Here is a 21,628-nt window from a genome sequence, read left to right as displayed (position 1 = left end):
GAGGCGGTGGGGGCGCTCAATGTTGATAGATGCCGGCCGAATTGCCGCTGCCCGTCTGGGTGATGCTGGCGACGAAGCCCTCGCCGATCTGCGTGATCCAGGCGGTGTTGGCCAGCGCCGTTGGCGACGCGGGCAAGCCGGTTTGCGCGATGGACGCCGTATTGAGGTTGCCGCTCTGCAGGATGGTCGACTCGTTCAGGTACCGGCCTTGACTGACGGTCGCGATGTTCTGGTTGCCGGTCTGCGTGATCATCGACACGGTCTGGTTGCCGTCGAGGTTGGCGGTGGCCTGGTTGTCGTTACCGGTCTGCGTGATGAACAAGGTGGTCGACAGCGTAGCGCTGTGGTTGACCGTCGCCCGGTTGTCCATGCCCTGCTGGTTGATGCTGGAGAAGGACAAGAACGCGTTGTCCTGGTTGACCGTCGTGCGGTTGCGATCGCCCTGCTGGCTGATGATCGGTCCCGAAAAACCGGACAGCGTGGTGGCCACGTTGACGACGTTGTCGGCGCCCCGTTGCGTGATCGTGGCGCCGGTGGCAAGACTTTCTGCGTTGCGGCTGTCGATCGTGTTGCGCTCGCCTTGTTGCACGATGGTGTCGGCCGATTGGAACACGCTGTTCTGCAACACGGTGGCGACGTTGCCGACGCCGGACTGCTCGACCCGCGCGAGATTGCGGTCGCCGATGGTTTGCAGCAGCGTGAATGCGTTGTTGTCGCCCGTTTGGGCAACGGTGATGTCGGAGCCGTTTACATCGCGTTGCAGGATCCCGCCGGACCGTGCGGTCGGATCCCCCACGGTGTTGTCGTTGCCGGATTGCGTGATGGCCGCGACGGCGTTGCTGGCGCGATGCTGTTCGGCATAGGCCGAGTTGCCGCTGCCGGTTTGGGTGAGCGTGGCGGTGTTGGCGAATTGCGCGGAGGCGCTGGACGCGGCCAGCAACAGGCCGGCGGCGATGGTGGACAGTGCGTAGTTCATGATGGCTCCTTTCTAGTGGTAAAACGATGGCGGCGGGGGTTCCCGATTTGACGGAGGTCGTCAATGCTGGATCACGGTGACGCGTTTGCCGTCGCCGTTCTGCGTGACGCGGGCGCTGGCGTCGTGGCCGTGCTGTTCGATGCGCGCGCTGTTGGCGTTGCCATGCTGATCGACAAAAGCGCTGTTGCCGGTGCCGTCCTGGACGACGGTGGCCTGGTTGCCCTTGCCGACCTGCTCGAGCTCGACGGCGTTGGCGGCTCCTGCCTGCACCACCGTCGCCGTGTTTTGCCGGCCGCGCTGCGAGGCCGACAGCCTGTGTTCTCCGCCGCGCTGGTCGGCCGCGATCGTATTCATGGTGCCGTGCTGGCCGACCGTGGCCAGCGAGCCGCCGCTCAGCAAGCCCCCGGACGGCAACTCCGCGCCGGCCAGATCGCCGGCCGTGCACAAGCCCGGGCCAAGCAGTGCCGCGAGCAGAGCCGTCGCTATCCTCAGACGGGCGCTCATGGCATCCCTCCTGCCGGGTTGTACCGGGTATCGTAATCGGTGGCATAACGCTGCACCACCGCATCGGACCAGCGCGCCGGGTCCTGCAACGCCCAGTGTCCCTCGCGCACGCCCTGGACGATCAGATGGGCCACGCCGGCCTCGATCGCCTCGTTCACGCATAGCTGGGTTGGTTCGTTGCGCGTCATGCCGGCCTCCAGTTCCAGCAAATCCTTGACGTTGACGAACTTGAACACACTCGGATGCACCTCATAGGCGTAGACGGTCTTGGTGGTCGACACGCTTTGCAGGATCTGGCCGCTGCGGATATCGATGGTGCGCAAGCTGACCGTGACCTGGTCGACCCGGTACTGCGTGCTGACGCCGATGCCGAGAAAGCGGGCGCCGGCGCCGCCGGTGCGCACATTGCTTTCGAACGCGGTGATGCCGCCCTCGATCAGCACCGACGCCGCCAGCAACGGCGGAATCTGCACCGCCGGAGTGCCGGCCGGCTGCGGCATTTCCAGCGCGCGCACGATCTTGCGTTCTGTCAGCAGGTTTTGCAGGTTTTCGCGTTCGACCGGAATGAACCAGCCCGATTCCTTGAGTGCCTTGATCAGCATCGACGACGCGCCCTGCGTGACGGCGGTGGAGAACGAACTGTCCGGCGCCGGCTTGTATTGCCCGGTCTGGTCCCGGATGCCGTACACGGCCACCGCCACCTTGCCTTTGGGCGGCGGCAGCTTGCGCAGGTCGCCGGTGGCGACGGTCGACGGTGTCAGTTGCGCGTCCTCGCGCGCGACCGACGGCGGGTGGGTGAGGGCGCAGCCGGACGACAGCAGCAAGATCCCGACCGCCACGGCAAGCGGCGCGGCGCGGCGCATCACGCTGTTCATTGCGCCACCTCGAACGACGTTGAGGCGCCGGTCGCCTTGTCGGTGGTGGTGATGCGCAGCATGCCGCCGCCCAGGTCGACCACGTTGATGGTGAAGTTTTGGGTCGAGAACGTGCCGGGCACGAGCTTGCCGTCGGCGCCGGTCAGCTTGGAGGTGGCGGCGGCGGCCAGTTGACTGAGCACGGTGCGTTCGAGCGTCTGGTTGAACTGGGCCAGCGGCGACTGGTCCAGCATCGAGCGCCCCAGGCCGTCCTTGCCGACGTGCTTGTTGGTGGCCGTCGCCGTTGCCAGCAGATGCTGGCCATTGGCCGGGTAGCCGCCGAACTCCGGATTGACCGGCTGGTAGACGATGTCCGAGGCACCGGCGCCGCCGGCCACAAACAGGGCAAGGCAGGCGGCGGTGCAGGCATGGCGTGGAGATCGGATGATGGGCATGGCTCGCTCCTGGTGGTCAGAATTCATCGGGGGCCAGGTCGGCGTCCTGGATCAGTTTGCGTTCGACGTCGGTTTGCAGCACGGTTTGCCAGACCGCCTCGGCCGCGTTTTCGCTCAGCGAACGGATCGCCGCGCGGGCCGGCGGCAGGCGGGTTTGAAACACGCGGCGTTGCGCGAAGCCTATCCACACCTCGCTGCCCAGGCGCGCGGACGGACGCTCGTTGATCGACAGCGTGTAGTGCTCGCTGCCTTCCTTGTCGCGCCAGGCGGCAAGAAAATACTGTGAAAAATCGTGGCCGGCGATGGTGACGGTCTGCACGGTCACCACGCCCGTCGCCGGCTCGGGCTCGGGATCGGGGTCGGCCGCCGTCGCGGTCGCGCTCAAGGTGCCGCCCAGCGTTAACAAGGTCGCGGCGATGACGATGTGACCAGTTGACATGTGAGCTCACTGAGAGTGGGGCGACGGAAGGTGTGAAGTCCAGTATAGGAGCCGGGCTCCCTCGCAAATTTGATGGCGATCATGCGGGCTCGTCGCGAGCCATCAAGAAGATGGCCTCAATTTGTACGGCGGGAATTGCTTGATTTGCGCACAGCCCGGTTGGTTTGAACAGACTGGTTTCGACGGCGAAACTTATGCATACTGGCCGCTCAACAGGAGGTGCACAATGAACAAATGGCTGATGCTGGGCATTGCAATCGTCGCGGAAACCATTGCGACATCGGCGCTGAAGTCGAGCGAGGGCTTTTCCAAACTGGTGCCGTCGGTAGTCGTGCTGGTCGGCTATGGCGTGGCGTTTTATTTTTTGTCGCTGACCTTGCGTTCGATACCGGTGGGCATTGCGTATGCCGTGTGGTCGGGTGTGGGCATCGTCCTCATCACGGCGGTCGGCTGGGCGTTCTTCGGTCAAAAGATGGATGCGCCGGCGCTGATAGGCATGGCGTTGATCATCACCGGCGTGGTGATCATGAACGTGTTTTCAAGCGCGGGCGCGCACTAAGCCGCGATTCGGGGCGGTTAAATTCACGAGGAAACACGTAGGGCGGATTAGCGCAGCGTAATCCGCCAATGCATGCGCCGTCGGCGGCTCATAGATGGCGGATTACGGCGTTCCGCCTAATCCGCCCTACGTGTCTCCGTTGATTAGTGAATTGCCCGGGCCGACGCCGGTGGTGGCGAATCGTTCCCTGTATAACTTTGGCGTGATGCCGAGCTTTTTCTGGAACACGCGCCGCATGTGCGCTTCGTCGCTGAAGCTGGCGCGCGCGGCCACCTTCTTGATCGGCAGCGCCAAATCGGCCAGCAGCTGCGTGGCGCGCTCGAAGCGGCATGCCTCGATGAACGCCTGCGCGCTCACGCCCACCTCCTGCTGGAATACGCGCGTGAAGTGCCGCTCGCTCATCATCGCCCGCTGCGCCAGCTGGGCGACCGACAGCCGCTCGTGCAGATTGTCCAGTATCCAGTTTTGAATATCGCGGATGTTGGGCTTGGCCGTGCGCTCGATCAGCAAATGCGCGCTGAACTGCGACTGGCCGCCCGGCCGCTTCAGATACACCACCATTTCGGTCGCCACTTCCAGCGCCAGGTCGCGGCCGAAATCCTCTTCCACCAAGGCCAGCGCCAGGTCGATGCCGGCCGTCACGCCCGCCGATGTCCACAGATTGTCCGAGCGAATGAAAATCGCATCGGCTTCGACTGATATCGCGGGAAACTCGGATTGCAGCCGGTCGGCCACGCTCCAGTGCGTGGTGGCGCGTTTGCCGTCCAGCACGCCGGCGGCCGCCAGGAAAAACGCGCCCGAACACAAGGCCGCCAGCCGCTTGAGGCGCGGCGCCGAGGCCGCGACCCAGTCGACGATGTCCGTGCCGGCGACCAGCGCTGCCTGGATGTGGCGGGCGCCGACGACGATGGCGTCGTCCGGCAGGGCCAACGGGCTGAGCGCCTTGGTGGCGTCCAGCGACATCAAGGTATCCGAGCGCACCGGGCCGATCGCGGTCGAGGCGATGCGCACGTCGTAGCCGGGCGCGCGGCCACGGCGTTGCAGGTGGAGGTTGGCGTACTCGAAAACGGACATCGGTCCGATCGCTTCCATCGCCTTGAAGCCGGGATAGACGATGATGTCGACGGTCCTGGCGACAGTCCTGGCGGCCGTCGCTGGCTTGGCGTTCATGTGTTGGTGGTCACTGTTGGTCCTTAAAATCCGGTCATTATGGCATCATTTCCGGCCATTCTCGTCCGTGCGAGGGCGCTACGCCCGGGCTGGCGTCACAATGGCCGGTTCCACTATTGCCTTATGACGGGAACCTGACCATGAAAACCAAAGCTGCCATCGCTTGGCGCGCCGGCGCGCCGCTGACCATCGAAGAAGTCGACCTGCAAGGCCCCAAGGCCGGCGAGGTGCTGATCGAGCTGAAGGCCACCGGCATTTGCCACACCGATTACTACACCTTGTCGGGCGCCGATCCGGAAGGCATCTTCCCTGCCATCCTCGGCCACGAGGGCGCCGGCATCGTCGTCGATGTCGGCCCCGGCGTCAAGACCCTGAAAAAAGACGACCACGTGATTCCGCTGTACACGCCGGAATGCCGCGAGTGCAAGTTCTGCCTGTCGCGCAAGACCAATCTGTGCCAGGCGATCCGCTCGACCCAGGGCCGCGGCCTGATGCCGGATGCCACCAGCCGCTTTTCGCTGGACGGCAAGCCGTTGTTCCACTACATGGGCACGTCGACCTTCTCCAACTACATCGTGGTGCCGGAAATCGCGCTGGCCAAGATCCGCGAGGACGCGCCGTTCGACAAGGTGTGCTACATCGGTTGCGGCGTGACCACCGGCGTGGGCGCCGTGCTGTTCTCGGCCAAGGTGGAGGCGGGCGCCAATGTCGTCGTGTTCGGCCTGGGCGGCATCGGCCTGAACGTGATCCAGGCGGCGCGCATGGTCGGCGCCGACAAGATCATCGGCGTCGACATCAACCCGGCGCGCCAGGAGATCGCGCGCAAGTTCGGCATGACGCATTTCATCAATCCGAACGAGGTCGAGAACGTCGTCGACAGCATTGTGCAACTCACCGACGGCGGCGCCGACTACAGTTTCGAGTGCGTCGGCAACACCACGCTGATGCGCCAGGCGCTCGAGTGCACGCACAAGGGCTGGGGCAAGTCCTTCATCATCGGCGTGGCGGCGGCGGGGCAGGAGATTTCGACCCGGCCGTTCCAGCTGGTGACGGGACGCGAGTGGCGCGGCTCGGCCTTCGGCGGCGCGCGCGGCCGCACCGATGTGCCGAAGATCGTCGATTGGTATATGGAGGGCAAGCTCAATATCGACGATCTGATCACGCACCGGCTGCCGCTCGAACGCATCAACGAAGGTTTCGATTTGATGAAGAGCGGCGAGTCGATCCGCTCGGTGGTGCTGTACTAATATAGTATGGCGGCGGCCTGTGCCGCAGCGTAGAATTGGCATCTTTTGCTGACGACAAGGATGTCATCGTGATGCGTTTCGCGTGCAAGGCCGTGTTGGCGATGTTCCTGCTGGCGGCCGCCTATCTGGGGCTGGTCGCCGTCTGGGCGTCGGCATCCTTCAATGCCGTCATGGAGGCGGTGCCGGCGCCGCCCATGATGCCGCTTTCCGCGCGCCAGACCACCATCCTGTTGCGGGTCGAGGACCCCACTTTCTTCCAGCATGCCGGCGTGAGCCTGGCCGAAGGGCAGGGCGTGGCCACGATCTCGTCGGCGGTGGCGCGCGACCTCTATCTGTCCGACCGGCCGCTGTCCGGCGTCTCCGGCGTGTTGCAGCGCTTTTACAGCCGCGTGTTCGATTGCTGCAAGAAGTTCGACCTGGGCCGCGACGTCCTGGCGTTCGTGTTGAACGCGAAACTGCCCAAACGTAACCAGCTCGCCCTGTATGTGGCCGACGTCTACATGGGCAGCCAGGACGGCAACCCGGTCATCGGGCTGCAGCAGGCGTCCGCCACTTACCTTGGCAAGCCGCTCGACGAGCTCAGCGAGCCGGAATTCGTCGGCCTGGTGGCGATGATCAAGGCGCCCAACCAATACCATCCGATTTCGCAGCCCGAGCAGCACGCCGCCCGGGTGGCGCGCATCCAGGCATTGCTCGATGGAAAATGCAAGCCGGATGGCTGGTTCGATACCGTTTACGACGCCTGCGCCCAGTAGTTAAGGTAAGATCGATTTAAAGATTATATTCGGACAGTATTGATTTTCGCGCAAATGTCGCCACATACTTGGGGATGAAATTTAAAGGCCGTTTCGCGGCATGGTGTCGCGGGGCGCATGTTAATAATTTGAAATTTTAAATGGGAGACCTCAATGGCGATCAGTTTGCAAAAAGGCGGTAACGTCAACCTCAGCAAGGAAGCACCCGGCCTGACCAAGGTCGTTATCGGCCTGGGCTGGGATCCGCGCGCCACCGACGGCGCCGCCTTCGACCTCGACGGCAGCGCCTTCATGCTCAAGGCCGACGGTAAAGTGCGCGGCGATAGCGACTTCATCTTCTACAATAACCTCAAATCGACCGATGGCTCGCTGGTCCACAACGGCGACAACACCACCGGCCAGGGCGACGGCGACGACGAGACCCTGACCGTCGACCTGTCCCGCGTGCCGGCCGAAATCGACCGCCTGTCTTTCTGCGTCACCATCCACGAAGCCGAACAGCGCAAGCAAAATTTCGGGATGATCGGCAAGGCCTTCATCCGCTGCCTGAACGCCAACGGCAACGCCGAACTGGCCCGCTACGACCTGTCGGAAGATAGCTCTGTGGAAACGGCAATGATCTTCGGCGAGCTGTATCGCGCCGGCGCCGAGTGGAAATTCAAGGCTGTCGGCCAGGGCTTCAAAGGCGGCCTCGGTCCGCTGGCGCGCTCGTTCGGCGTCAACGCTTAACACCCAGTACCAGCATCCAATCCGGCGCCGGTTGTGCGCCGACCGTGCAAACCGGGAGGCCTTCGTCTCCCGGTTTGCTCGTGCGCGCAAGGTCTATGGCCGCGCCCGCTGTACAAGCTGTTTTTCACCATCGATCGACATGAGGATTGCATGAGCATTGATTTGAGCGCGCCCGAACGGGTTTTGCGCGTCTGGTATAACAGCGCCTTCTCGTCCATCGCGAACGTGCTCACGCTGATCCGCGAGGCCGACCACGCCGGCCGGTTCCATACCATTTACACGCACCCGCACGCGCATACCCCGGCGGCCGGCGCCGCGCACGAGTTCCACATCGAGCCGAAAGGCTTGACGGCGGCCGACTATGTCGACTGGTGCCTGGAATTTTGCCGCGAGCACAAGGTCGACGTGTTCGCGCCGGCCAAGCACGCCTCCGCGCTGAGCGCGGCAAGGGGCCGCTTTCTCGAGCATGGCGTGCGGGTGCTCAGCGCCGCCGCCTCCGACAAGCTCGACATCATCGACGACAAGGCCGCCTTCTACGCCGGCGTCGATCTTCCGCTGGCGCCGCCGCCCGAGTTCCGCATCTTCAAGGACATCGCCCAGTTCGAGGCCGCCCACGCCGAGTTGCGCCCGCTGCACAAGGAGCTGTGCGTCAAGCCGGCGCGCTCGGTCTACGGCCTCGGCTTCAGCGTGCTGGACGAGGAGCGCAGCAGCGCCGCGCTGTTACTGGCCGGCTCCAGCTATCGCATCGGCCTGGGCGACCTGCGCCGTGGCCTGGCGGAGCTGGACACCTTCCGCACCATGCTGCTGATGGAATATCTCGACGGCTACGAATACAGCGTCGATTGCGTCGGCGCCAATGGCCACCTGGTCACGGCGGTGGCGCGCAAGAAGCTGCCGCAGCCCGGCCATGGCCAGGTGATCGAGGTGCGCGCAGACATCGTTGAATCGTGCGCCAAGCTGGCGGCCGATTTCGGCCTGAGCGGCATGTTCAATGTGCAGTTCCGCGAAGGCCAGGGCAGCCTGCGCCTGCTGGAGATCAACGCGCGCGCCTCGGGCGGCATCGGCATGGCTTGCCTGGCCGGGCCGAACCTGCCTTACCTGGCGCTGACCAGCTTTGTCGACGGCCATGAAGGGTTCACCCCGGAACAACTGGCGGTGCGCGACGGCATGCGCGTAGGCGAGCTGGGCACGGCGGTGGCATTGCCATGAACGGGCCATCGCCATTTTTAGGCACTGTCGAGGTGGAACTGCCGACCGGGACGCTGGAACTGCGCGTCACCGGCAGCGAGTTTCCTCCCGACAGCCTGCTGGGCTTTGCCGCGCGCGATAACGCCAAGCGCGGCTTCCTGTTCCTGAGCAAGGTGCTGGGCAAGCATTGGCCGGTCACGCCGCAGCGCATGGCCGAGATCCACGAGAGCCTGGCGGCCGGCGTGCCGGAGTTGCCGGGACCGGTCGTGTTCATCTCGATGGCGGAAACCGGCATCGGCCTGGGGCAGGGCATGTTCGAGGCGTGGCAGCGCGCCCATCCGGACCAGCCGGCGCTGTTCCTGCACACCACCCGCTACCGGGTCGGCAATGAGCCGCTGATCGAATTCGAGGAGGCGCACAGCCACGCGCCGCGCCAGTTCCTGCACTGGCCGGCCGATCCCGCGCAGCGCGAGTTGTTCGCCGGCATGCGCTCGCTGGTGCTGGTCGACGACGAGGCCAGCACCGGCAACACCTTCGTCAACCTGTTGAACGCTTGCCGGCAGGTACAGCCCGGGGTAAAGCCTACCCTTGGTCACCTGCATCTGGCGGTAATCACCAATTTCATGGGCGAGCAGGGCGTCGAAGCGTTGGCGCAACGCTGCGCCTTGCCGATGACGGTGGGCGCTTGCCTGCACGGCAGCTATCGCTTCACGGCCGGCGCGATGGAATCGGGCGCGCTGCCGGCGCAGCGTTTCGACGCCGACGCCGAGCGTGGCGCCAGCGACCAGTTCGGCCGTCGCGGCCGCACTGCGCCGCTGCGCCTGCCGCAGGCATTGGTGTCCGGCCTGGCCGCCGACATCGGCGCCGGCCAGAAAGTGCTGGTGCTCGGAACCGGCGAGTTCATGCATGCGGCCTATGCGCTGGGCGCCGGGCTGGCGCGCGACGGCGTCGACGTGCTGGTGCAGTCGACCACGCGCTCGCCGATCCGCCGCTGGGGCGCGGTGGCGCACACGCTCGCCTTCGCCGACAACTACGGCGAAGGCATTCCCAATTTTTTGTACAACGTCGCCCCCGGTCAGTACGACCATGTTTTCATCTGCCACGAGACGCCGCCCAACGCCGCGTTGTTCGAGCTGGCCGCGCTGCTCAAGGCGCGTCTGTTCCATTTTAAGAGTGAGGCCCTGATTGAAGAAATTCCTGTTTGCTGACCTGGACGACACACTGTTTCAATCGCTGGAAAAGTGCGCCGGGCGCGACGACCTCGAACCGGCGGCCGTGCTCAAGGACGGCGTCGCCTGCTCGTTCACCACCGCCGGCCAGCGCGCGATGTTCCAGTTCATGAATGACGGCATGACCATCATTCCCGCGACCGCGCGCAACCAGGATGCCTTCAGCCGCGTCAAGCTCGACTTCACCAGCTACGCGGTGATCAACTACGGCGGCGTGGTGCTGCTGCCCGACGGCAGCGCCGACCGGTCCTGGCTCGAACGCATGCGCCCGGCGATGCTGGCCGCGCAGGACGGTCTGGCCGAGCTGGGCCGCCTGATCGACGCCTACGTCGAGGCCGCCGGCCAGGGCAGCCGCACCCGCATCGTTGAGGATTACTCGATTCCGTTCTATCTGCTGATCAAGGACGCCGACAAGATTGCCGCCCGGCTCGAGCCGATCGAGCGCGAGGTGGTGATGCCCTGGCTGGAGGCGCGCGGCCACGACTACTTCGTCCACCGTAACGCCAACAACCTGGCCATCCTGCCCAACGCGCTGAACAAGTCGCACGCGGTGGCCTACGTCACCGAGCTGCTGCGCGCCGCGCATGGCCCCATTTTGACCTTCGGCATCGGCGACAGCCGTTCGGACGCGCGTTTCATGGCCGCTTGCGACTACGCCATCGTGCCGCGCGGTACGCAACTGGCCGGGGTTGCCCTGGAGCCGCTATGAATTTCAGCGGCAGCTACCACGCCGACGATGTGCGCTTCCTGCTCAAGCCGCTGGCGCTGGCCTCGTTCGTCGATGTGCCCGACAAGGAACGCCTGATCCAGTCGGGACAGCGCCATTACAGCGAGATGCTGTCGCGCGAGTCGCTGCCGTCGCCGCGCTACCTGGACGTGTTCGGCCAGGCCTGCACGGCCAACCTGGAGCGCATGGCGCGCGACTGCGTGACCCTGGCCGGCCTGATCGCCCGCCGCCGCGCCGGGCCGGTGACCCTGGTCTCGCTGGCGCGCGCCGGCACGCCGGTCGGCGTGGTGCTCAAGCGCCTGCTCGGCAGCGTGTTCGGCCGCGAGGTCGCGCATTATTCGCTGTCCATCATCCGCGACCGCGGCATCGACCAGGTCGCGCTGGAATACATCCTGGCGCAGGGCCACGCGCCCGAATCGATCGTCTTCATCGACGGCTGGACCGGCAAGGGCGTCATCGCCGCCGAGCTGCACGCCAGCATGGCGGTGTTCAACGCCCGCCACGGCTGCGCCATCGACAGCGGCCTGTACGTGCTGTCCGACCTGGCCGGCGTGGCCGCGCGCGCCGCCGGCCACGACGATTACCTGATTCCGTCGAGCATTTTGAACGCCACCGTGTCGGGCCTCGTCAGCCGCTCGATCCTGAACGACGAGATCGGCCCGGACGATTTCCACGGTTGCGTGTACTACGCCGAGTTCGAACCGCAGGACCAGTCGCGCGTGTTCGCCGACCGCCTGGTCGACCTGGCGCAACAATGGGCCGAAGGTCCGGCCGCCATCGACGCGGTCATCGGCCCGGCCAGCGAACCGGCCGGCGCGACCACCGCGTTGGCCGAACTCGCCACCGAGACCGCGCGCGCGACGGCGGCGCGCGTCTCGCGCGACTACATGGAGGCGGCCATGCGCGTGCACGGTATCGCCGACCGCAACCTGATCAAACCCGGCCTGGGCGAAGCCACGCGCGTGCTGCTGCGGCGCTCGCCGGACAGGCTGATCGTGCGCGACGCGGCCAGCGCCGACGTCGCCCATTTGCTGGTGCTGGCACGCGAAAAAGACGTGCCGGTGCAACTCGATCCGGAGCTGCCATACCAGGCCGTTTCCATCATCAGGAGTATCGCCGATGGTTAAGACACCAGGGGCTTCGCTGTACGTGCCGGCGACCCATAAATATCTGATGGACGTCGCCAGCGGCACGCGCCTGGGCAATGTCCGCTCGCTGATCATGTGCACCGAGGACGCGGTCGCCGACCGCGAGCTCAGCTACGCCTTGTTCAACCTGTCGCTGGTGCTGGCCAACATGCCGGCGGAGAGCCAGGCCGAGCGCTTCGTGCGGGTGCGCAACCTCGACGTGATGGCGCGCGTGCTGGCCATGCCCGGCGCCGACAAGCTGACCGGCTTCGTCATCCCCAAGGCGACCCAGTACAATCTGCCGATGTACTGCAACCTGGTGCGCGACACGGCCCACGCGCTGATGCCGACCCTGGAGACGGCCGAGGTGTTCTACGACGCCGAGATGCACGCGCTGCGTCATCTGATCGGCTCGCCCGGCATCCGCGAGCGGGTGGTGGCGCTGCGCATCGGCGGCAACGACCTGCTGGCGCTGCTGGGCCTGCGCCGGCCGCGCAATATGACGATCTACCGCACGCCGTTGGGGCCGGTGATCGGCCGCCTGGTGACGACTTTCCGGCCGCACGGTTTCGCGCTGACGGCGCCGGTGTTCGAGCATCTGGACCTGCCTGAGTTGCTGGCCGAGGAGGTCAACGAAGACCTGGCGCACGGCATGGTCGGCAAGACGGCGATCCATCCGAGCCAGATCGAGCCGATCGAAAGCCATTACCGCGTCTCCGCCAGCGACCTGGAGGAGGCCTCCGCCATCCTGCGGCCGGACAGCCCGGCCGTGTTCGCGATGAATCAGTCGATGTGTGAGGTGGCCACCCATCGCGCCTGGGCCGAGAGCACGCTCGAACGCTCGCGCCTGTTCGGGTCGCATCCGGGCCAGGCGCAGAAGCAGGAGCAAGAGTCGATGCAGGCCGCAACTTCGCCGGTGTTAACGAGTCAAACCATTCTGAGGTGATCGAAATGAAGCAATTCTCGCGCGGACAAAAGAGCAAGCTCGACGACCTGGGCTGCGGCCAGGCGTTCAATGTCGATGTGGAACTGAAGCTGGGCGGCTCCAGCGCCGACGTCTCGTGCTTCGGCCTCGACGCGTCGGAGCGGCTGTCGGACGACCGTTACATGGTGTTCTACAACCAGCTGGCCAGCCCGGGCGGGGCGGTCAGGCTGACCATCGCGGGCGACCGCTCCAGCTTTGCCGTGAACCTGGCGGCGCTGCCGGAGTCGATCGCCAAGCTGGTGTTCACCGCCGCCATCGACAGCGGCGCGATGCGCTCGCTGAGCCAGGGCAGCGTGACGGTCGGCGGCGTGGCGCAGTTCCCGCTGGCCGGCGCCGACTTCCAGGATGAGAAGGCGGTGATACTGGCCGAGCTGTATCGCAAGGACGGACTGTGGCGCTTTGGCGCCGTGGGGCAGGGCTTCAATGGCGGTTTGTCGGCGTTGCTGACGCACTTCGGCGGCAGCGAGAGCGCGTCGTCGTCGGCCTCCGCGCCGTCACCGGCGCCAGCGCCGGCGGCTGCGCCGCAGGCCAAGGTGTCGCTGTCGAAGATCACGCTGGAGAAGCGTGGCGACAAGATCTCGCTGGAGAAATCGGCGGCGCGCGGTTTCGGCCGCATCCACGTCAATTTGAACTGGAATCGTTCGGGCGCCGTGGCGCCGGTGGAGAAGGGGGGCTTCCTGTCCAAGCTGACCGGCGGCCTGCGCCCGTCCAAGGGGCTGGATCTGGATCTGGCCTGCATGTTCGAGCTGAACGACGGCTCCAAGGGCGTGGTGCAAGCGTTGGGCAACAGCTTCGGCAACTTCGATGGCAAGCCGTACATCCAGCTGGCAGCCGATGACCGCACCGGCGCCAATGTCGATGGCGAAAATCTGACCATCAACGGCCAACGTTTCGACGAGGTCAGGCGGGCGTTGATTTTCGCGTTCATTTACGAAGGTGCGCCGAACTGGGCCGCGACCGATGGCGTGGTCACGATCAATGTGCCGGACCAGCCGCCGATCGAGGTACGGCTGGACCAGGGCGCCAGCCAGCGCATGTGCGCCATCGCGATGATCGAGAATATCGGCGGCAAGCTGCAGGTGACCAAGCTGGTCGATTACATCGTGCCGGAAGGCGGCAAGAGCATGCACGAGGTAATGGATCGCAAGTACAACTTCGGCATGAAGTGGGTGGCGGGCAGCAAAGGTTGATTGCCTAACGATTCGCCAGGTCGATCGTGCGGTAACTGACCTGATCGCTACCCTCGCCGGTGGTGATGAATTCCACCGGACCGGCGCCGGCCAGCGCCATCCGGTACAGCCAGCCGGTATGCGGCGGAATCAACAGCAGCACGTGGCGCACCACGTACCCCGCGTATCCGTCCAGCCCCTTCACCACGATAATCCGCGCAGTGGGCCTGGCCGACGACGGCTCCAGACCCGCGCGCAGATCCACCAGCCGCACCGCTTGTCCGCGCCATTCGATATTGGCAGCCAACGCCTCCGGCCCATCCATATGCTCCGCCCGCAGCGGCAGGATCTCCTCCATCGCATCGATCGGCGCCGCGCACGCCTGATCGGTTTGAAACACGATATAGGCGCCCGTGTTCGCGCGCTGCGCCTCGCCTTTGTCCTGTTCCAGCGCGGCGCTCTTGCTGATGCTGGCCTCGGGCGTCCTGGCGAACAGCAGCGCCGTGTCGATGACGCGGATCTCGCCCGTCCCTTCCTCGAAGATGGTAGCGGCGACGCCGTCGTCCGACATGGCCGCGCCGGCTACCGCCAACGACCGCAACTCGAGCGCTTCCCGCACCAGCAAGCCGAGCGTCAGGCCTTCGCGTTGCACGATGGCGAGAAGCTTTGCCTGTGCGGTATCCGGCTGGCCGAGCAGGGCGCCCAAGTTGATCACCGGAATGGTACGGTCGCGCCATTTGCAGTAACGGTTGCTGCCGGCCGTGCCGATGGCAAGCAGTTCGGGCAAATGGATCACCTCGGCCAGCTCGGCCGCCGGCAGCGCCACCCGCACATCGCCCACCGCCAGCAGCGCGCTCAACACCTTTTCGTCCTCAGCCGGCGCATAGTCCGCCGAAGCAGGCGCCTCGGCGCCGCCGTCCCCGTTGGATTCATGCCAGGCCGACGCCAGCGCGATCAGTCGCCCGACGTCGAGGATGCTGAGCACCAGGCCCATCTCCGCCGACTTGACGACGGTGTGAAATACTTCCTCGCTGTCGTCGTCGTGATGGACCTGCGACAAGGCCTGCGGCGCGACATCGGTCAAGCCACGGATGCTGTCGACCTTCAGACCGATGGTGCGCCGGCCGTCGCTGAGCATCATGACCCGTTCGGCGACCTCCACATCCGCTTGCGACGCGCCCAGTTCGACCCAGCGCGCCAGGTCGACCACCGGCACCAGCCGCCCGACGTGCTCGGCCACGCCGCACAGCGCGCCCTGGCGGCGCGGCAGGGCCGTCAGCGCGCCCTTGGCGGGGATGGCCTGCAGCACGGCGTCGATGGCCACGCCGATGTTGACCGCGCCCACGGCCGCCACCGCCAGCCGCACCGCGCCTTCGGCCGGCGCCGACGCAGACACCGATTCCATGGCCGTCATGCCTTAGCGCTCCGTCGCCATGTTCTCGAGTTCCGTCAGCAACGACGAGGCGTCCTGCGTCGCGGCCGCCTGCGCCGAGGTCGACGCGTGGATCTGGTCGATCGACGCGCTGGTCTTGGCGACCGACTGCACGATGCGCTCGAACGCCGCCTCGACGTCGCCCGACAGGCGCGTGCCTTCGCCGACCCGGTTGACGGTTTCGTTGATCAGCTTGGCGATCTCGCGGGTGGCCAGTGCCGACTTTTCGGCCAGCTTGCGCACCTCGTTGGCGACCACCGAGAAGCCGTAGCCGTGCTCGCCGGCGCGCGCGGCCTCGATCGCGGCGTTGAACGCCAGCAGGTGGGTCTGGCCGGCGATGTCGCTGATGGTGTCGATGATTTCATGCACCGCGCCCGACGATTGCTGGATGGCGACGATCGCCTCGCGGGAGCGCGCCAGCAACTTGCTGCCGTCGGCCGCCTCCGACTGGGTCTGGCCGGCCAGGCCGGCGCTGTGCTGCGAGCCCTGCGCGATGCCGGCGATCGACAAAGTCAGTTCGCCCAGCACGCCGGAGATGGCCTTGACCTTTTGCGTGACCATTTCCTCGCGGTTGACCTGCTCGGTCACGTCCATGGCGAACTTGACCACCCTGTAGGCCTTGCCGTTGATGTCGAGGATAGGGTTGTAGGTGGCCAGGATCCAGATCTCGGCGCCATGCTTGCCGACGCGCTTGAAGCGGCCCGACTGGAACTCCCCCTGGCCGAGGTTGGCCCAGAAGTTGCGGTACTCGGCGCTTTTCACCAGCTCGCCGTCGCAGAACATGCTGTGGTGCTGGCCGATGACTTCCTCTTCGACATAACCCATGGTGCGCAGGAAGTTCTCGTTGGCCGAGAGGATGTTGCCGCGCATGTCGAACTCGATGACGGCCTGCGAGCGGCCCAGCGCGTCGAGCTTGCCCTTGGTCTCGGCGCTGAGCATTTTTTGCTTGGTGATGTCGGTGGCGAACTTGACCACCTTGACCGGCTTGCCGTCGGCGTCGAAGATCGGGTTGTACGACGCCAGGATCCACACCTCCTTGCCCGCTTTGGTGACGCGCCGGTATTCGCCGGCGTTGAACTCGCCGCGTCCGAGGCGCTCCCAGAACGCCATATACTCGGGCGAGTGGCTGAAGGCGGGATCGCAGAACATGCGGTGGTGCTGGCCGCGCACCTCGTCGAGCGTGTAGCCCATCACGTCCAGGAAGTTGTCGTTGGCCGACAGCACCTTGCCGTGCAGGTCGAACTCGATGACCGCCTGGACCCGGTCGACCGCCTGGTTCTTGCCTTCGAAATTGGCGTTGCGCATTTTCTCGGCCGTGATGTCCGTGGCGAACTTGACCACCTTGAACGGCTTGCCGTCGGCGCCGAAGATGGGGTTGTAGGTGGCCTGGATCCAGATGGCGTTGCCTTGCTTGCCGATGCGCTTGAACTCGCCGGCGTGGAATTCGCCCTTGGCCAGCTCCGCCCAGAAGCTGCGGTACTCGTGCGAACGGCTGAACGCGCCCTCGCAGAAGATCGAATGGTGCTTGCCGACCACCTCGTCGCGCTCGTAGCCCATGGTCTTGAGGAAGTTGTCGTTGGCGTGCAGGATGCGGCCGGTCAGGTCGAACTCGATCTCCGCCTGGGCGCGGTCGACCGCCATCATCTTGCCCTCGAAGTCGGCGTTGCGCAGCGTTTGTTCGGTGATGTCGGTGGCAAACTTGATCACTTTGAACGGATTGCCGTCGGGACCGATGACGGGATTGTACGACGCTTGCAACCATATCGGCCTGCCGCTTTTGTGCAGGCGCATGTATTCGCCGCTGCTGGGGTGGCCCGCCGCAAGCTCGAGCCACAGGTTGCGGTACTCGTCGGATGCGGCGAACTCGGGCGTGCAAAACATCCGGTGGTGCTTGCCAACGATCTCGTCCAGGCTGTAGCCCATGGCGTCGAGGAAATTGTGGTTGGCGTGGGTGACATTGCCGGACAGATCGAACTCGATCAGCGCCTGGCTGCGGTTGATGGCGTCGAGCACCGACATGGCAATACTCAACCGTGAATCACAAGTGCCGATCTCTTCAATAGAACTGTGCATGATTACCTAACCTGTGGAAACTGCTGGAGAAGGCTAAGTGTAGCCGTGAAGAAACCTTCAGGGCGAGCAAAAGGCACCGGAGTTTTGCCGGCGGGTCCACTTGCGTTGCTATCGCGCGTCATTTCTCCTCCCGCAAAACAATCCTTCTGCAAGTGATGGGGCAACGTTACCAGCCATGCAAGCGCGGCCATGGGACCAGGCCGCCATCGCCGCCCAGCGCCTGGTATTGCGGATATTGCGCGCCGGTGGCGCAGGCGTGATTGGGCAGGATGCGCAGCTGGGTGCCGATCGGAAAGCGCGACGCGATATCGCCATCGACGCCATCGCGCAGCGACAGGATGCCGTGCTCCTGGTTGGCGCCGCTGAGCACATAGCCGGCGATCGGCGTGCCGCGCACGTCGCACACCTGGCCGTAGCCGAAGTCCTGCTTCTGTTTTTGCGTGCCGCGGTCGCGGCTCATCGCCATCCAGCCGGCGTCGACGATGGCCCAGCCTTTGTCCTGCTGGTGGCCGATTACCGTGGTCAGCACGCTTAGGGCGACCTCATCCATTGAACACACCCCGATGTTGTGCATCACCAGATCGAAGAATACGTACACGCCGGCGCGCACCTCGGTGACGCCGTCGAACGACTGCGCCGACAGCGCCGTCGGCGTCGAGCCGATGCTGACCGCCGCGCAGGGCAGGCCGGCGGCGCGCAGCCGTTCGGCCGCGCCGACGCAGGCCTTGCGCTCCTGCTCGGCGATGGCGATCAGCTTGTTTTGGTCGTCGAGGTCGTAGCTGGAACCGGCGTGCGTCATCACGCCGCCCAGCAGCATGCCGCCTTCGTGCAAATGGCGGCCGACGTCGAGCAAGGTGGCGAGCTCGGGGCGGATGCCGGAACGGTGGCCGTCGCTGTCGATCTCGATCCAGACTTCGAACCGCATGTCGTGCTGCTTGCCGAAGCGCACGATGATTTCGGCCGAGGCCAGGCTGTCCGTGATGATTTTCAAGTCGCAACCGCGTCGGCGCAAGGCCATCGCCTGCGCCAGCTTGCTGCCGACCATGCCGACCGCGTACAGGATATCGGTGGTGCCCGCTGCGAAGAAATGCTCCGCTTCGAGCAAGGTGGAGACCGTAATGCCGCGCGCGCCGGCGGCCAGTTGCATGGCCGTCACAGGCTCGCTCTTGCTGGTTTTGACATGGGGACGGAAGTTGACATGCATCGTGTCCATTTTCTCTTGCATGCGCGCGATGTTGCGCTGCATGCGCGGGACGTCGATGATGGCCGCAGGCGTGTTGAGTCCGGTAAGCGTCGACATATTTTCTCCTTGATGAATGAAACCAAGCGTCTAATGTAAATCCTATTCATCAACCTGTGTTTAAATGGAAGACAATCGAAGCTTAAGAAAAATTGAATGATCAAGATCGAAGACCTGCGCTTGATGGCGACCCTGGCGCGCAGCGTGTCGCTCAGCGAGGCAGCCCGGGCGCTTAACGTGACACCCTCGGCGCTGTCGATGCGCTTGCGCGGCCTGGAGCGGGAGCTGGGCCTGCCGCTGGCCACGCGCACCGCGCGCATGCTGACCTTGAGCGCGGACGGCGAGGTGCTGGCGCAGGAGGCGACCGCGCTGCTGTCGCGCCTGGAGCAATTGCCCGACCTGTTCGAGCGCGGCGCCCAGAGCGTCAAAGGCAAGCTGCGGGTGGCGGCGCCGTTCGGCTACGGACGCCAGCACATCGCGCCGTTGATCGTGCGGCTGGCGCGGATGTACCCCGAGCTCAACGTTCAACTGGACTTGCGCGAGACGCCCTGGCCCGAGCGCGCCGAGGCCGATATCGTGTTCCACATCGGCAGCGTGCGCGACTCGTCGTGGGTGGCGCGCACCATCGCCGACAACGCGCGCTGGGTGTGCGCCAGCCCGGCCTATATCAAAAAGCATGGCGAGCCGCGCACGCCGCGCGAGTTGTTGACGCATCCGTGCATTTGCATCCGGGAAAATGACGAGGACGTCACCCTGTGGCATTTCAGGCGGGAAAAGGGTGGGGCCGACGGCCGCTTGGGCGCGCGCGAGTCGGTCCGCATCCATCCGGCGATGCAAAGCAACGACGGCGGCACGGCGCGCTATTGGGCAGAGCAGGGGCTGGGACTGGTGCTGCGTTCGCAGTGGGATGTGGCGGAGGCGGTGCGCAGGGGCAAGCTGGTGAGGGTGCTTGAGGAATGGCAATTCGATGCCGCGCCGATCCTGATTCTTGTGGCATCTAGTAAAAACCTGCCGTCGCGGGTGCGAACGGCATTCGACTTCTTTGTCGATGCACTGCGCCCGGCGTGAAGCTTGCCGCTATTTCTTGGCGGCCTTGATCGCGTACATCCGCGCATCGCCGTCGGCCAGCAGCGCTTCGATCTGCCGGTGCGCGGATGGTTCGAATTCGACCAGTCCGCAGGAAAACGCCAGCGCGTAGCCGCGTTGGGCTTCCGTGTTGTACCGGTCGATGACGTCGGTAAATTTGTCGATCACCATTGCCGCGTCGGCCTCTCCGGCGCTGGTCAGCAGCACGACGAATTCGTCGCCGCCAAGTCGGGCGAACAGGTCGGTGTTGCGGAAGGTCTTGCGCATGGCGTCGGAGAAGGCAACCAGCGCGCGGTCGCCCTCGGCGTGGCCGAAGGTGTCGTTGATGGGCTTGAAGCCGTCCAGATCGAGGAACGCCAGCGTCGCCGGCGCGCCCTGCCTGGCGCAAAAATTAAGGCTGTATTGCGCCATTTGCATGAAGCCGCGGCGGTTGGAAATGCGGGTCAGCTCGTCGGTGGTGGCGGCCTGGAAGGCGGTGAGTTCGTCCTCGACCATGGATGCCAGGTCGCGCAGTGCGACGGCGTCGTCCTCGTCGAATTCGTGCGGCACGGCATCGATGATGCACAGGGTGCCGATCTTGAAGCCGCCGGCCGAGCGCAGTGGGCAACCGGCGTAGAAACGGATATGCGGCGCACCGGTGACCAGCGGATTGTCGGCGAAACGCGGGTCGGCGAGCGTATCGCAGATAAGAAAGATATCGTCACCGAGGATCGCATGGCCGCAAAAGGAAATATTGCGCGGTGTTTCGCTGGCCGGCAGGCTTTCGTTCGATTTGAACCATTGACGGTTCTCGTCGATGATGCTGACGAGCGCGATGGGCACGCGGAACATGCGCTTGGCCATGCGCGTGAGGCGGTCGAAGCGTTCCTCGGCTGGTGTGTCGAGGATGTTCATCGAGCGCAGTGCAGTCAGCCGGCTGGCTTCATTGGCGGGCGTGGCAGGTGCTTCCAACCGGGTCTCCTGGCGATGTGGTGCGGCTTGTGCCGATTCTACACAAGCGACTATCCGTCAGCCAGCGCGGCTACCAAAAGTGTTGGTAAGTGTTGCCTAAGTGTTGCTAAATGGCACGCCGCCCCGGCTTGCAGGAAGCGGGGGCGGCGTCGGCCCCGAAGGGCGGGTTGCAGCGCGTATCAATGCGTATGCTTAGTGCGGCAGGGAAGGCATCGGAAGTTCGATTTCTTCCTTGCGGGCGGCGATGGCCTCGCCCAGCGCTGCCATGTCGAGCTTGGCTTTGCGCGCCTTCGGGAACATTTCCTTTTCTTCTTCCTCGACGTGGTGCTCGATATATTCCGACAGCACTTTCACCTTGGCGTCGTAAAGGTCGTCGCCCGGTTCCATTTCCAGGATTTGCGCGATCAGGTCCTTGGCGGAAGCGTGCTCGACGGTTGCCTCGTCGACCAGATCCTCGGCCTCGCCGCTGGCTTCGCGCACGGCGGTGTAGAAGATTTCTTCCTCGGCCGTCGCGTGTTTGGTCAGTTCCAGGCAGATCTGGGTAGCGAGTTTCTTTTTGCTAGCCGTCGAACGATCGCTCAGGTTCTCGTATTTTTCAAACAGTTCCTTGACGTTTTTGTGATCCTGCGTCAGCAGTTCGATAGCGTCGATGGAGTCGGTGCTTTGTGGCGCGCGTGGCGTCTTGCTCTTGGTGGTGGTCGTAGTGCTCATATTGTTTGCCTCGTATCGGTAA

22 protein-coding genes are annotated in these 21,628 nt (G+C 64.9%); 11 read left to right on the top strand and 11 right to left on the bottom strand.

Annotated features, from left to right (window positions below):
- Positions 1-16: 16 nt before the first annotated feature.
- The 5 genes from AC0IYS_RS20455 to AC0IYS_RS20435 are packed head-to-tail and all read right to left on the bottom strand — an operon-like array spanning position 17 to position 3,228.
- Complete coding sequence (locus tag AC0IYS_RS20455) at positions 17-976, bottom strand: hypothetical protein (RefSeq protein ID WP_471706913.1); 960 nt, start codon at positions 974-976, stop codon at positions 17-19.
- Positions 977-1,036: 60 nt separating this feature from the next.
- Positions 1,037-1,480, bottom strand: a complete 444-nt coding sequence (locus AC0IYS_RS20450) for a hypothetical protein (RefSeq protein WP_471706912.1) — start codon at positions 1,478-1,480, stop codon at positions 1,037-1,039.
- Positions 1,477-2,355, bottom strand: coding sequence for a CsgG/HfaB family protein (locus tag AC0IYS_RS20445; RefSeq protein ID WP_471706911.1), 879 nt, complete (start codon positions 2,353-2,355; stop codon positions 1,477-1,479). The genes AC0IYS_RS20450 and AC0IYS_RS20445 overlap by 4 nt, the downstream gene beginning before the upstream one ends.
- The gene (locus tag AC0IYS_RS20440) at positions 2,352-2,789 is read right to left on the bottom strand and encodes a curli assembly protein CsgF (RefSeq protein WP_471706910.1); all 438 of its coding nucleotides are present in this window, start codon (positions 2,787-2,789) and stop codon (positions 2,352-2,354) included. The genes AC0IYS_RS20445 and AC0IYS_RS20440 overlap by 4 nt, the downstream gene beginning before the upstream one ends.
- Positions 2,790-2,805: 16 nt before the next feature.
- Positions 2,806-3,228: a CsgE family curli-type amyloid fiber assembly protein gene (locus AC0IYS_RS20435; RefSeq protein ID WP_471706909.1), complete on the bottom strand. Its 423-nt coding sequence runs from the start codon at positions 3,226-3,228 to the stop codon at positions 2,806-2,808.
- A gap of 226 nt (positions 3,229-3,454) precedes the next feature.
- Between AC0IYS_RS20435 and AC0IYS_RS20430 the strand changes: the two genes are divergently transcribed.
- Positions 3,455-3,787, top strand: a complete 333-nt coding sequence (locus tag AC0IYS_RS20430) for a DMT family transporter (RefSeq protein ID WP_471706908.1) — start codon at positions 3,455-3,457, stop codon at positions 3,785-3,787.
- A 126-nt stretch (positions 3,788-3,913) separates the two neighbouring features.
- Here the strand turns inward: AC0IYS_RS20430 and AC0IYS_RS20425 are convergent, their stop codons facing one another.
- Positions 3,914-4,957, bottom strand: coding sequence for a GlxA family transcriptional regulator (locus AC0IYS_RS20425; RefSeq protein WP_471706907.1), 1,044 nt, complete (start codon positions 4,955-4,957; stop codon positions 3,914-3,916).
- 140 nt (positions 4,958-5,097) lie between these two features.
- Here AC0IYS_RS20425 and AC0IYS_RS20420 point away from each other — a divergent pair, with 140 nt between their 5' ends.
- The 9 genes from AC0IYS_RS20420 (at position 5,098) to AC0IYS_RS20380 (ending at position 14,134) form a co-directional block, all read left to right on the top strand.
- Entirely contained in the window at positions 5,098-6,204 is a 1,107-nt protein-coding gene (locus tag AC0IYS_RS20420; RefSeq protein WP_463450038.1) for an S-(hydroxymethyl)glutathione dehydrogenase/class III alcohol dehydrogenase, read from the top strand.
- A gap of 35 nt (positions 6,205-6,239) precedes the next feature.
- Positions 6,240-6,959, top strand: a complete 720-nt coding sequence (locus AC0IYS_RS20415; protein WP_471706906.1) for a transglycosylase domain-containing protein — start codon at positions 6,240-6,242, stop codon at positions 6,957-6,959.
- Positions 6,960-7,112: 153 nt separating this feature from the next.
- A complete protein-coding gene (locus tag AC0IYS_RS20410) occupies positions 7,113-7,688 on the top strand; it encodes a TerD family protein (protein WP_471706905.1) in 576 nt (191 codons plus the stop codon).
- Positions 7,689-7,838: 150 nt separating this feature from the next.
- Complete coding sequence (locus AC0IYS_RS20405) at positions 7,839-8,897, top strand: ATP-grasp domain-containing protein (protein ID WP_471706904.1); 1,059 nt, start codon at positions 7,839-7,841, stop codon at positions 8,895-8,897.
- On the top strand, positions 8,894-10,084 hold the full coding sequence (locus AC0IYS_RS20400) for a phosphoribosyltransferase domain-containing protein (protein WP_471706903.1): 1,191 nt from the start codon (positions 8,894-8,896) through the stop codon (positions 10,082-10,084). The genes AC0IYS_RS20405 and AC0IYS_RS20400 overlap by 4 nt, the downstream gene beginning before the upstream one ends.
- On the top strand, positions 10,062-10,814 hold the full coding sequence (locus tag AC0IYS_RS20395; RefSeq protein WP_471706902.1) for an HAD family hydrolase: 753 nt from the start codon (positions 10,062-10,064) through the stop codon (positions 10,812-10,814). Before AC0IYS_RS20400 ends, AC0IYS_RS20395 begins: the two co-directional genes overlap by 23 nt.
- Positions 10,811-11,959, top strand: coding sequence for a cysteine protease StiP family protein (locus AC0IYS_RS20390; RefSeq protein WP_471706901.1), 1,149 nt, complete (start codon positions 10,811-10,813; stop codon positions 11,957-11,959). The genes AC0IYS_RS20395 and AC0IYS_RS20390 overlap by 4 nt, the downstream gene beginning before the upstream one ends.
- Positions 11,952-12,905 (top strand): HpcH/HpaI aldolase/citrate lyase family protein, encoded by a 954-nt coding sequence (locus tag AC0IYS_RS20385; RefSeq protein WP_471706900.1) that lies wholly within the window; start codon positions 11,952-11,954, stop codon positions 12,903-12,905. Before AC0IYS_RS20390 ends, AC0IYS_RS20385 begins: the two co-directional genes overlap by 8 nt.
- A 5-nt stretch (positions 12,906-12,910) precedes the next feature.
- Complete coding sequence (locus AC0IYS_RS20380) at positions 12,911-14,134, top strand: TerD family protein (RefSeq protein ID WP_471706899.1); 1,224 nt, start codon at positions 12,911-12,913, stop codon at positions 14,132-14,134.
- A 4-nt stretch (positions 14,135-14,138) separates the two neighbouring features.
- Here the strand turns inward: AC0IYS_RS20380 and AC0IYS_RS20375 are convergent, their stop codons facing one another.
- From AC0IYS_RS20375 to AC0IYS_RS20365, 3 genes are all read right to left on the bottom strand, one after another.
- Positions 14,139-15,527: a chemotaxis protein CheW gene (locus tag AC0IYS_RS20375; protein ID WP_471706898.1), complete on the bottom strand. Its 1,389-nt coding sequence runs from the start codon at positions 15,525-15,527 to the stop codon at positions 14,139-14,141.
- A gap of 3 nt (positions 15,528-15,530) precedes the next feature.
- Entirely contained in the window at positions 15,531-17,618 is a 2,088-nt protein-coding gene (locus AC0IYS_RS20370) for a methyl-accepting chemotaxis protein (RefSeq protein WP_471706897.1), read from the bottom strand.
- A 166-nt stretch (positions 17,619-17,784) separates the two neighbouring features.
- On the bottom strand, positions 17,785-18,918 hold the full coding sequence (locus AC0IYS_RS20365; RefSeq protein WP_471706896.1) for a DSD1 family PLP-dependent enzyme: 1,134 nt from the start codon (positions 18,916-18,918) through the stop codon (positions 17,785-17,787).
- A 96-nt stretch (positions 18,919-19,014) separates the two neighbouring features.
- On the opposite strand from AC0IYS_RS20365, the gene AC0IYS_RS20360 reads away from it, so the two are divergent.
- Positions 19,015-19,926, top strand: coding sequence for a LysR family transcriptional regulator (locus tag AC0IYS_RS20360; RefSeq protein ID WP_471706895.1), 912 nt, complete (start codon positions 19,015-19,017; stop codon positions 19,924-19,926).
- Between the two features lie 9 nt (positions 19,927-19,935).
- Here the strand turns inward: AC0IYS_RS20360 and AC0IYS_RS20355 are convergent, their stop codons facing one another.
- Positions 19,936-20,895 carry a GGDEF domain-containing protein gene (locus tag AC0IYS_RS20355; RefSeq protein ID WP_471706894.1) on the bottom strand — a complete coding sequence of 320 codons (960 nt, stop codon included), beginning with the start codon at positions 20,893-20,895 and terminating at the stop codon, positions 19,936-19,938.
- 192 nt (positions 20,896-21,087) lie between these two features.
- Positions 21,088-21,606, bottom strand: a complete 519-nt coding sequence (locus tag AC0IYS_RS20350; protein ID WP_471706893.1) for a hemerythrin domain-containing protein — start codon at positions 21,604-21,606, stop codon at positions 21,088-21,090.
- Positions 21,607-21,628 lie beyond the last annotated feature (22 nt).

The sequence above is a fragment of the Duganella sp. AC237 genome, assembly GCF_979254035.1.
The sequence above is the reverse complement of the archived record's forward strand: the minus strand, read 5'-3'. Positions and strand labels throughout refer to the sequence as shown.

Coding starts and splice junctions, on each gene's coding strand:
- AC0IYS_RS20455 (WP_471706913.1), bottom strand. CDS start 976: ATGAACTACGCACTGTCCACCATCGCCGCCGGCCTGTTGCTGGCCGCG.
- AC0IYS_RS20450 (WP_471706912.1), bottom strand. CDS start 1,480: ATGAGCGCCCGTCTGAGGATAGCGACGGCTCTGCTCGCGGCACTGCTT.
- AC0IYS_RS20445 (WP_471706911.1), bottom strand. CDS start 2,355: ATGAACAGCGTGATGCGCCGCGCCGCGCCGCTTGCCGTGGCGGTCGGG.
- AC0IYS_RS20440 (WP_471706910.1), bottom strand. CDS start 2,789: ATGCCCATCATCCGATCTCCACGCCATGCCTGCACCGCCGCCTGCCTT.
- AC0IYS_RS20435 (WP_471706909.1), bottom strand. CDS start 3,228: ATGTCAACTGGTCACATCGTCATCGCCGCGACCTTGTTAACGCTGGGC.
- AC0IYS_RS20430 (WP_471706908.1), top strand. CDS start 3,455: ATGAACAAATGGCTGATGCTGGGCATTGCAATCGTCGCGGAAACCATT.
- AC0IYS_RS20425 (WP_471706907.1), bottom strand. CDS start 4,957: ATGAACGCCAAGCCAGCGACGGCCGCCAGGACTGTCGCCAGGACCGTC.
- AC0IYS_RS20420 (WP_463450038.1), top strand. CDS start 5,098: ATGAAAACCAAAGCTGCCATCGCTTGGCGCGCCGGCGCGCCGCTGACC.
- AC0IYS_RS20410 (WP_471706905.1), top strand. CDS start 7,113: ATGGCGATCAGTTTGCAAAAAGGCGGTAACGTCAACCTCAGCAAGGAA.
- AC0IYS_RS20405 (WP_471706904.1), top strand. CDS start 7,839: ATGAGCATTGATTTGAGCGCGCCCGAACGGGTTTTGCGCGTCTGGTAT.
- AC0IYS_RS20400 (WP_471706903.1), top strand. CDS start 8,894: ATGAACGGGCCATCGCCATTTTTAGGCACTGTCGAGGTGGAACTGCCG.
- AC0IYS_RS20390 (WP_471706901.1), top strand. CDS start 10,811: ATGAATTTCAGCGGCAGCTACCACGCCGACGATGTGCGCTTCCTGCTC.
- AC0IYS_RS20385 (WP_471706900.1), top strand. CDS start 11,952: ATGGTTAAGACACCAGGGGCTTCGCTGTACGTGCCGGCGACCCATAAA.
- AC0IYS_RS20380 (WP_471706899.1), top strand. CDS start 12,911: ATGAAGCAATTCTCGCGCGGACAAAAGAGCAAGCTCGACGACCTGGGC.
- AC0IYS_RS20375 (WP_471706898.1), bottom strand. CDS start 15,527: ATGACGGCCATGGAATCGGTGTCTGCGTCGGCGCCGGCCGAAGGCGCG.
- AC0IYS_RS20370 (WP_471706897.1), bottom strand. CDS start 17,618: ATGCACAGTTCTATTGAAGAGATCGGCACTTGTGATTCACGGTTGAGT.
- AC0IYS_RS20365 (WP_471706896.1), bottom strand. CDS start 18,918: ATGTCGACGCTTACCGGACTCAACACGCCTGCGGCCATCATCGACGTC.
- AC0IYS_RS20360 (WP_471706895.1), top strand. CDS start 19,015: ATGATCAAGATCGAAGACCTGCGCTTGATGGCGACCCTGGCGCGCAGC.
- AC0IYS_RS20350 (WP_471706893.1), bottom strand. CDS start 21,606: ATGAGCACTACGACCACCACCAAGAGCAAGACGCCACGCGCGCCACAA.